This is a genomic window from Microbulbifer mangrovi (assembly GCF_002009015.1).
In the GTDB taxonomy this organism is placed as follows: domain Bacteria; phylum Pseudomonadota; class Gammaproteobacteria; order Pseudomonadales; family Cellvibrionaceae; genus Microbulbifer; species Microbulbifer mangrovi.
Window position 1 is genome coordinate 1 of the sequence record NZ_LZDE01000223.1, and the last position, 9,660, is coordinate 9,660.

The 9,660-nt window shown below is 62.3% G+C and carries 8 protein-coding genes and 4 tRNA genes; 11 read left to right on the forward strand and 1 reads right to left on the reverse strand.

Features of this window, described 5'->3' with window-relative positions; genetic code table 11:
* Positions 1 to 89: 89 nt before the first annotated feature.
* Positions 90 to 1,046: a hypothetical protein gene (locus B4U49_RS02895; RefSeq protein ID WP_078083078.1), complete on the reverse strand. Its 957-nt coding sequence runs from the start codon at positions 1,044 to 1,046 to the stop codon at positions 90 to 92.
* 312 nt (positions 1,047 to 1,358) lie between these two features.
* Here B4U49_RS02895 and B4U49_RS02900 point away from each other — a divergent pair, with 312 nt between their 5' ends.
* The 11 genes from B4U49_RS02900 to B4U49_RS02950 all read left to right on the forward strand — a co-directional run bounded on the left by B4U49_RS02900 (position 1,359) and on the right by B4U49_RS02950 (position 9,462).
* On the forward strand, positions 1,359 to 2,861 hold the full coding sequence (locus B4U49_RS02900) for an alpha/beta hydrolase (RefSeq protein ID WP_078083079.1): 1,503 nt from the start codon (positions 1,359 to 1,361) through the stop codon (positions 2,859 to 2,861).
* A complete protein-coding gene (locus tag B4U49_RS02905; RefSeq protein WP_078083080.1) occupies positions 2,858 to 3,613 on the forward strand; it encodes an ABC transporter ATP-binding protein in 756 nt (251 codons plus the stop codon). Before B4U49_RS02900 ends, B4U49_RS02905 begins: the two co-directional genes overlap by 4 nt.
* Entirely contained in the window at positions 3,610 to 4,800 is a 1,191-nt protein-coding gene (locus B4U49_RS02910) for an ABC transporter permease (RefSeq protein WP_239692448.1), read from the forward strand. Before B4U49_RS02905 ends, B4U49_RS02910 begins: the two co-directional genes overlap by 4 nt.
* Before the next feature lie 26 nt (positions 4,801 to 4,826).
* Positions 4,827 to 5,966, forward strand: coding sequence for an alanine racemase (alr, locus tag B4U49_RS02915; protein WP_078083081.1), 1,140 nt, complete (start codon positions 4,827 to 4,829; stop codon positions 5,964 to 5,966).
* Positions 5,967 to 6,020: 54 nt separating this feature from the next.
* The gene (gene birA / locus B4U49_RS02920) at positions 6,021 to 7,055 is read left to right on the forward strand and encodes a bifunctional biotin--[acetyl-CoA-carboxylase] ligase/biotin operon repressor BirA (RefSeq protein WP_239692449.1); all 1,035 of its coding nucleotides are present in this window, start codon (positions 6,021 to 6,023) and stop codon (positions 7,053 to 7,055) included.
* A 2-nt stretch (positions 7,056 to 7,057) separates the two neighbouring features.
* A complete protein-coding gene (locus B4U49_RS02925; RefSeq protein ID WP_158078541.1) occupies positions 7,058 to 7,831 on the forward strand; it encodes a type III pantothenate kinase in 774 nt (257 codons plus the stop codon).
* 138 nt (positions 7,832 to 7,969) lie between these two features.
* Entirely contained in the window at positions 7,970 to 8,698 is a 729-nt protein-coding gene (locus B4U49_RS02930) for an SPOR domain-containing protein (protein ID WP_078083083.1), read from the forward strand.
* Positions 8,699 to 8,843: 145 nt separating this feature from the next.
* A tRNA-Thr gene (locus B4U49_RS02935) sits at positions 8,844 to 8,919 on the forward strand.
* 121 nt (positions 8,920 to 9,040) lie between these two features.
* Positions 9,041 to 9,124: transfer RNA gene (locus tag B4U49_RS02940), tRNA-Tyr, on the forward strand.
* An 83-nt stretch (positions 9,125 to 9,207) separates the two neighbouring features.
* Positions 9,208 to 9,281, forward strand: a tRNA-Gly gene (locus tag B4U49_RS02945).
* A gap of 106 nt (positions 9,282 to 9,387) precedes the next feature.
* A tRNA-Thr gene (locus tag B4U49_RS02950) sits at positions 9,388 to 9,462 on the forward strand.
* Positions 9,463 to 9,660: the final 198 nt, after the last annotated feature.

A 9,660-nucleotide genomic window follows, 5' to 3' on the forward strand; every position in this document is an offset into this window, starting at 1 on the left:
GGATGGGTTCACGGCGTGTCTCGTAAACCTTTCCCGGCGGCAGTGCCGCCACTGGAGGCCCTGCGAAGCTCAAACGACCGTGGAAAACGTTATCCAGCGTAGGCGTTTTCAGGCACCAGGTCGTAATTCACATCGCCAAGGTCAAACTGCTCGAGCGGAGCCAGTTGCATGGGCACGCGGTAGCAGCGCAGTACATCGCCGTTGCGGCAATCCATCACCTCGAGGTCTTCCCCGGCGATGCTGTGCAGCAGACGGTCGAATTCGGTTACCGCGGAAGCAATAACGGACTTGTATTCCAGCTCGTCGCCCAGCTTGATAAAGCGGGCATCGGCTGCGCTGGTTTCGATTCGCAGCCAGCCCGGGCCGCGGTCCGCGCCGGCAACGCCAAGTACCAATGCCCCCTGCTGATCCTGGCACAGAGGTGTCAGATCGTGTACGCAAGGCTCCGCATCTACCTCGTTGCCCACCCACACCCAGCCCGGCAGGCCGATGCGGGTCAGATGCCATTCCGACAGCCATACGGTTTGGTCGTCGTCCACACGGAATTCACTGTACTCCTTCTGCCCGCCGCGGCTGGCGAGGGTCACGTTCGCCTCCGGGTTGTCCTTGCGGAAATTGTGTAGCTGCTGGGTCATCTCGTAATTGACCTCCCAGTGCTTGCACAGTCGCCACTGCATCGGGTACTCGCCCCATTCCACCAGGTATTCCTCGCGCTCGCGAATCGTCTCCGCCACACGCCAGAAAGCGCCGTCGATCAGAATGCAGGTATCTCCGGGTTTGCTACCGGGCGCGATGATGCTGTGTTCCGGGGACGCTTCCGATGCGTTTACCACATGTTCACTGCGGCCCTCGATGACCTCGTACCAGGGGAATCCGTGGCGCAGGGGAGGAGGGAAGGCGAGAGGTGGGCGGCCAGCCAGCAGGCGGCGGAAAAGCACCGACTTTTCGATTTCCAGATCGGACAGGGTGTAGCCTTCTTTCTGGGTGATCTGCCCCCAGGCAAAAGCGGCCCGTACCAGTTGTTTTTCTCTGTCTGAAAAGCTCATTTTTTCGGCGGGGTATCGGTGTCTATTAATTATTCGATATAAAAACGACCGCAAACGATACCATCGCGCGCCCCGGGGTGCCACGACTAATACCGCCACGGCCCGCAAACCTTGGGCGGGCGGTGGGAAAGTCCGGTAGACTGGCTGGGTTTGCCCGCCGGCTCACAAGGCTGGCGAGGTCAGTTAACGGATTACGATCAACGCTTACGAATACTGGAGTGTGCATTGGACTCAAGGAAGCGACTTATCCCACACCGGCTGCGATACAGCCTGGGGATCACATTATTTGCGGGGCTGTTCGGTGTTGGCGCGATGGCCGAGCAGGGCGCGGCGGAAATGGCTGCTCCCGTCAGCGAAACCTGTTACGCGGATGGCTGGTCGGAGTCACTGCGCTGTTACCGGATCCCGGTGGGTACCGACAGCGCGAACGCAGATGATCTGGTCAAGCTGTCGGTGCTGGTGGCACCGGCGGTAAACGGTGGGCAGCACGAGCCTCTCTACCTGCTCGCGGGCGGCCCGGGGCAGGCCGCCAGTGACCTGGTGCGACTGCTGAATCCGCTGCGCAAGTTGAACCGCGGGCGCGATATCGTGATGGTGGATCGCCGTGGTGGAGGGCGTTCCGATGCCTTCGATTGCGGCTTTGGTGCCGAGATTCCCAACAATATCGAACTCATGACCGCCCAGCTGGCCGCCTGCTATATCAATGCCGGCGAGCGCCCGCTGACGATCAACAGTCGCCAGACCGTGGAAGACCTGGAGTCCGTGCGCCGTGCGCTGGGACACGAGCGCATTTCCCTGTGGGGAGGCTCCTGGGGTACCCGCACCGCGCTGCTTTACCAGCAGTGGTATCCGGATGCCCTGCAGAGCCTGGTGCTGGATGGCGTTGCCCCCATTGATACCAAGGTGTTCCTGGCCGCGTCCGCGGCGGAGTCTGCACTGCAGGAACTGGAGCAGGCGTGCAGTGAAGATCCCGTATGTGCGGGATTTGTAAACTGGCGCAGTCAGCTGGATAACCTGCTGGCGAACTGGAGCCATGCCCAGGCGAGTAACTTCCCGGATCCGTTTACCGGGCGTCCTGCCGAAGAACCGGTGGAAACCTGGATGCTGGCCGGCGCCGTGCGCACCGCGCTGTACGACCCCGCCGCAGCGGCACAGCTGCCTTATGCGGTGAGCGAAGCCAGTCGCGGCAACTATGCGCCGCTGTCCGGCATCCTCGGGCTGTTTGCAGATATGGAAGGTGCCATGTCCCTGGGGCTAACCTATTCCGTGGCCTGTGCTGAGGAAATGAACCGGATCGACGCGGCGGATATCGACCGCGACGCCGACGATACCTTCATTGGCGATATGTTTATCCGCATCTTCGTAGAGGGCTGCAAGGTCTGGCCGGTGCCGCCCCGTCCCTACGATGCGCCGGAGCCCCGCGATCATCCGGTCTTGCTGATTTCCGGCTCTGCCGATCCCATTACGCCACCGAAGTATGCGAACGAACAGCTTGCCTATCTGCCCAACCAGCAGCACCTGATAGTGCGGGGCGGGGGACATATCAATTCGCCCCGCGGTTGCGTTCCGGACCTGATCCTGCAGTTCCTGGATCAGCCGGATGCGACACTGGACGATGGCTGCATCGCCGATATCCGCCGACCGCCATTTGCGGCCGGTGCATTCGGCCCCGCACTGATGCCGGAACAGGCAATTCCGGAAGCGGATTCCCTGCTTGCGCAAGAGCATTCTGCCGGAGGCGCAGGCGAGAATCCCGAAAAGCTGGAGCAGCGGGCTATCCCTACGGAAGAAGTCGCAGGAGGTGACCAGCCATGATTCGTGTCGACAAGATATGCAAGTCTTTCGAGGGGCAGCAGGTGCTGCACAACCTGAGTTTTGATGTGCCGGATGGCCGTATCACCGCGTTGCTCGGTGCCAATGGCGCGGGCAAGACCAGCTGCTTGCGTATCGTCTGTGGGCTGCTGCAGGCGGACTCCGGTCGCGTGCTGGTGGGCGATGCAGACCCCGCCTCGGATCCCATGGCGGTCCGTCGCCAGCTGGGTGTGGTGGGCGACCGCGAAGGGCTCTACGAGCGACTCACCGTACGCGAGTACCTGTCGGTATTCGCGCGTATGCAGGGGCTCTCCGGCGCGGCGCTGCAGGAGGCCCTGCAGGCGGTGCGCGAGGAACTGGAACTGGATGCCCTGTGGGACCGGCGCACCAAGGGATTTTCCCAGGGGGAGCGCATGAAGGTCTCCCTCGCTCGGGCCCTGGTCCACCGTCCCCGTCACCTCATTCTGGACGAGCCTACCCGCGGCCTGGATGTGCTGGCGGTGCGGCTGTTGCGCAAAACCCTGCTGCGCTTGCGCGCTGCAGGTACCACCATCCTGTTTTCCAGTCATGTCATGCCGGAAGTGGCGGAATTATCCGACCGGGTACTGGTTATGGCGGCCGGGAAGATTGTCGGTGCCGGCACGCCGGAACAGCTCGCGACGGAAACCGGCTGCACGAATCTCGAAGACAGTTTTGTGGCGCTGGCCTACGGGCAGCGGCCGGCCGTTGCGCAGACGCAAGGAGAGCCAGCGTGAATATTTCGAATGTGATCCGCGGCGTGAAACAGATGGCGCCGCTGTTGCGCAAAGAGTTACTCGAGGCGTGGCGGGACCGTCGCGCCCTGGTGATGGCCGTGTGCTTTTCCCTGATGTTTCCCGCGGCGCTGGCGGGCGGCACCATCTTCATGATCAAGAAACAGAGCGAAGACGTCACCCGTGTCGCGTTGCTGGGCGCCGAGCGCGCGCCGCTGATCCAGCAGCGACTGCGGTCCCCGAACCTGGAAGTGTCATCGCTGGACAGCGGTTCGCCGCGGGAGCTGCTCGCCGGGGATTACGATATTGTGCTGGAGTTCGGCGAGGACTTTGCGCAGCGCTACCAGGCATTCCGCGCGCCGCCCCTGTATCTCTATATCAACAGTTCTGATACTGGCAGCGGTCGCGCCCAGCGGGACATACAAGAGCGCCTCGGAGCCCTGCAACAGTTGGTGGTCACCCAGCGTCTTGCCGCGCGGGGTGTGGCGCCGCGCCTGCTGGCGCCCTGGCGTATCGAAACCCGTGATGTCAGTACCCCATCCAGCCGCGGCGCGTTGATTCTGGCCACGGTACCCGGGTTGCTGATCATGACCCTGTTTGTGGCCTGCCTCGCCACCGCAGTGGATACGTCTGCCGGTGAGCGGGAGCGTCTCAGCCTAGAGCCGCTATTGCTGCAGCCGATGGCGGGCTGGCAGATTATTACCGCCAAAACCATCGCCGTCGCCAGCCTGGGGTGGCTGGGTTCACTGTTGGCCATTGCCACATTGTTGCTGCTGATGCCGGTGATGCCGCTTACCGAGTTGGGTATCCAGCGCGCCACCACCACCGGTGGTGTGATTGCCATGGGGCTGATCATGTTGCCGCTGGCGCTGCTGGTGGCGGTATTGCAGATTCTGCTGGCGCTGCGCTCGCAGTCGTTCAAGGATGCACAGACCCAGTTGAGTATTTTCCAGATAGCGCCGCTGGTGGTGCTGATGGCGCTGGATATCGCGCAGATCAAACTGTCCGATAGCTGGCAGCTACTGCCGCTGGTGGGGCACCAGCAGTGGCTCAAGGGCTTGCTGGTGGGCGGTGCGGTTTCTCCCGTGTGGATGATCGCCGGGTCTCTGGTTACCCTCGGTTTAGTATTGGCCGCGGTCATGGTGGGCGCACGTGCTCTGCGCCGCGAAGGTTTGTTGTCCGCCAGTTGAAACCGGCTTTGAGGAAGGCATCGAGAGTGACGATTTCCGATCAGGAGCGCGAAGGGCTGCTCACCATCGATCTGGGCGCCATTGTCCACAACTACACCTGGCTGCGTGAACGCCTGCACGACGCTTGCGAGTGCGGGGCTGTGGTCAAGGCGGATGCGTATGGGCTGGGAGTGGCGCAGGTGGCGCCGGCTCTCTACGAGGCCGGCTGCCGGACTTTTTTTGTCGCCACCCAGGGCGAGGGCGTGCAATTGCGCTCGATTCTCGATGGGCCCGCAAGCATCTTTGTGCTGACCGGTGTGCGCCCGGGTTGCGAGCGCGCCTGTGCCGAGTCCGGTTTGATCCCGGTGCTGGTGACGACCGCGCAGTTACAGCGCTGGTGTGACGAAACGCTCGGCGTTACCGGCGATGAGGCGCTGGCCGCGCCGGCCGCGCTGAAAGTGGATTCCGGGATGACCCGCCTGGGGATGGGTGAGGATGAGTTTACCCGCCTGTTGCAACAACCCGCGTTGTTACAGCGGGCAAACCTGCAGCTGATCCTCAGCCACCTGGCCTGTGCGGATGAGGTCGGCCACGCGCAAAATTCCCATCAGCAGACTGCCTTTGCCGATATGGTGGCGCGTCTGCGTCACGTTTGCCCGAAAGTGCCGGCGAGCCTGGCGAATTCCGCGGGTATTTGTCTCGGTGAGAAATTCCAGTTTGAGGTAGTGCGTCCGGGGTGTGCCCTGTACGGGGTCAATCCGACACCTGCCCAGGCCAATCCCATGCGACCGGTGGTCAATTTGCGCCTGCCGGTATTGCAGCTGCGCCAGGTGAGTAGCGACAGTGCGGTCGGCTACGGTGCCACCCAGACCGCGGTGGCGGGTAGCTGGCTGGCAGTGGTGAGGGGCGGATATGCCGACGGTATACTGCGTGCCCAGAGTGGTCGCGGCAGTGGCGTGGCAATCGCCGGAGGGGATCGGGTTCCCGTGCCCATGCTGGGGCGTGTGTCGATGGATACTACCGTGTTTGATGTCACTGCCCTGAGTGAGGGGCAACGTGCGCAACTGTCATTGATTGAGGTGCTGGGGGAGTCTCTGACGGTGGACCATATGGGGGCCGCCGCGGGCACTATCGGCTACGAAATCCTGACCTCTCTCGGCCACCGCTACTGCCGCCAGTATCGCTGAACCGCGGCGCCGCTCGAAACGGTTCGCAGTACCCGAAATATCGGAGAATTTAACTTGGTCTCGCGTAATTCCAACGAAGTGCCCGCAAGCCCGCTGGCCGCACTGCGCCCGCTGTTGCTGCTGCTCGCTGACGGTGAGGTTCATTCCGGCGAATCCCTCGGAGAGGTGCTGGGTGTGAGCCGCGCGGCGGTGTGGAAGCAGTTGCAGAAACTGGAGCCCCTGGGGTTGCAGGTGGAGTCGGTCAAGGGGCGGGGATATCGCCTCGCGGGCGGGCTCGATCTGCTGGATCCGGAGTCGATCCTCTCGTCCCTGGGTAAGGGAGGCGCCTCGCTGCTGAATGAACTGCAGGTGTTTGACCAGGTGGACTCTACCAATGCGTGGGTGCTTGCGAGTCTGGAGCAGGGTGTGGGGCACGCGCGCGCGGTGCTCGCCGAACTGCAGTCCGCGGGGCGCGGACGCCGTGGCCGCACCTGGGCGAGCCCCTTTGCCTCGGGTATCAGTCTCTCTATCGGCTGGCAGTTCAATGGCGGAGTGCAGTTACTCGAAGGCCTGAGTCTCGCGGTGGGTGTCGCCCTGGCCCGGGCCCTGGCGCGCTTCGAGGTGCCGGATGTGCGCTTGAAGTGGCCCAATGATGTCTGGTGTCGCGGCCGTAAGCTGGCTGGCGTGCTGCTCGAATTGAGTGGCGACCTGACCGATCGCTGTGCGGTGGTGGTGGGGATTGGCCTGAATATGCGCCTGCCCGCTGCCGCTGCCGAGGCTATCGGCCAGCCGTGGATCGACCTCGCAGAAGTGTGTCCGGGTATCCCGCGCAATCAGTTGGTCGCGGCCATGCTAGATGAACTGTTGCCGATGCTTGACGCTTATCCAGAGGAAGGGTTTGCCCGCTGGCGCGACGAGTGGCTGGCGCTGGACCAGTTTGCCGATGCCGAGGTCTGCCTGCAGTCCGCCCAGCAGCGCTGGTGCGGTATCGAGCGCGGGGTCGACGACAGCGGCGCACTGGTGCTGGAGTGCGCCGGCGAGCGCAAGGTCTTCCACGGCGGCGAGGTGTCGCTGCGTCCTGCCCGCGGGGCCGATGAGCGGAAGGTGTGAGTGTGAATATTCTGGAGCTGGATCAGGGTAATACCCGTGCAAAGTGGCGCCTCATCGATACTAGTGCGCAAGTTGCTGATCCAGTGGTTCTGGCGCGTGGCGCTTTTGCTCCAGGGCCCTGGTGGGAAGCCGGAGTGATGCCGCCGGCCTGGGGGGAGTTTTCCCCACAACGGGTCCGCGTCGCGAATGTTGCCGGCGCCGCGGTCGAGCGCAGCATCCAGTCGCGCGTTCAGCAACTGCTGGGGGTGCAGGCGGAGTTTGCCCGGGTTGCGCGGGAATGTGGCGGGGTGCGCTGCGCCTACCAGGACGAGTCGAGGCTCGGGGTTGATCGATGGCTGGCGGTGCTGGCAGCGTTTCGGCGGCGCCCGGCGCCAGCGCTGGTGGTCGACTGCGGCAGCGCTGTCACCCTCGATATGCTGGGTGGCGAGGGTGGGCACCTGGGGGGCTATATCGTTCCCGGACTTGGCCTGATGCGCCGCGCCCTGTATAGCGATACCGATGCGGTGAAAGTGGCGCCGCCGGACAGCCCGCCTGCTTCCCTCGATCCGGGATGCAGCACGCAGGATGCAGTGGATCGGGGATTGCTGGTGATGGTTCTGGGGGCGGTCGAGCGCGTCTACGACGATCTCGCGCACCGCTGTGCCCTGTCCGGGTACGCGAATCCAAGATTACTGTTTTGCGGTGGCGACGGTGAAATGCTGGCGCCGCTGTGCGATCGTCCCGGGGAGTGGGCCGAGGATCTGGTGATGGAGGGGCTTGCGCTCACCAATCCCTGATCATGGCGGCGAAAGCGCCTGAGAGACATAGTGTGCGCCAGTGGCTGCCCCGGGGGTGCCCGGGTTGGTTAGAATGCGCACTGTTCAACGTTCTGACGCCGTTGTCGGCATCTAAAGTACTAATTGCCTGAATACATTATGCGCTGGATCTTTATTTTGTTGGTGGTTGCCAATCTCGCTCTGTTTGCCTGGTTCCTGTCCAACGACAGGCCCGCTGCCGCACGCGTGGCGCCGGTGATAGCGGTGGAAGAGGGCAATGGTATCTCGCTGGTTACCGAGGCCGATCCCGCCGCGTTGACCGAATCGCAGCCGCAGCCGAAACCGGCGCGGCCCGCTGCGCCGACACGGAACGTACGTCCGGGCGCGGAAGCCCTGTGCACAATGGTGGGGCCCTTCGCCGAAGCCTATCAGGGGGACGATGTCGCGCGGCGTCTGCAGGCGCTGGAAATAGACGCGGCCATGCGCGAAATAGAAATGCAGGGACAGATGCGGTACTGGGTGTTTCTGGCACCGCTAAATTCCTCGCAGGAGGCTTTCCGCAAGCTCAGGGAGTTGCAGGCGGCGGGTATCGACAGCTATGTGATACCCAAGGGGTCGCTGGAAAACGGTATCTCGTTCGGTATTTTTTCTGAGAAGGATCGCGCTGAGACCCTGACAGGCGAGCTGCAGAATCGCGGCTTCGAGGCCCAGTTCCGCGAAGAGCCGCAGACATACCTGGAGCGCTGGGTTGTGCTTGCGGAGGGGGAGGGCACTGCCGGGGCGGCGTCCCTGGCGGATGATTTCTGGGATCAGCTGCAGCTGGACTACCCGGATATTGGCCGTCGCCAGAACCTGTGTAGCGAGATTCGCACCGCGCAGGATCAATAATTGGCGGGTGTGTTTTGTCTAGGTGAAGAAAAGCGACAATCCCCTGTTGCTTGTCGCGAACAGTTCCCCTAGAATCCCGCCTCCACTTCAGGGGGTGTCAACAACGCCGAAGTGGTAAGCTCTTTTAGGGCTTGTTTGTGGAGATGCTGGCGTAGCTCAGTTGGTAGAGCAGCTGACTTGTAATCAGCCGGTCGGGGGTTCGACTCCTCTCGCCAGCTCCATTTCCTCCGGCTTCGTGTCGGTTTTGCCGAGGGGCAAAGAAAGCAGCTAAGTCTGTGAAAATTAAGGAAAAAAATTGTTGACAGCGAGGCGGTCGCTGTAGAAAATACGCACCGCTTTCGAGCAGGGGTTCCCGAGTGGCCAAAGGGATCAGACTGTAAATCTGACGCGCAAGCTTCGGTGGTTCGAATCCACCCCCCTGCACCATTATTTAGATGCCTGTGTGCTGGCATCGAAGGTTAGAAGAAGTTGTTTGTTCTTCTATCCTGGAGGTTTTCGCACGCGATAGCGCGGGCATAGTTCAATGGTAGAACCTCAGCCTTCCAAGCTGATGATGCGGGTTCGATTCCCGCTGCCCGCTCCATTCTTTAGTGCGGAGCTTGGTTGGTAGCTTGCCTGGTTTTTGGATCGGGTGAGAGCGCAGGCAGCCCCGCCTGCGTGTCGACAGTTTCTGTCGATGTCCGGAGTTTGCTCATGTAGCTCAGGGGTAGAGCACACCCTTGGTAAGGGTGAGGTCGGCGGTTCAAATCCGCCCATGAGCTCCATTATTCGTAGCCGCGGTGACTTGTGTCTCCGCGGCTATTTGTATCCGGCTTATTTGCCGTCAGGCGGGCCTGGGTGCATCGGTTCCCGGTTTGCCTCCTTGTGAGGTGCCCGGGACTGTTCTTGGGTGAAGGTCGCTAGTTCGGCTCACACTTATATTGGGAGGCCCGCAATGGCAAAAGAAAAGTTTGAACGTTCCA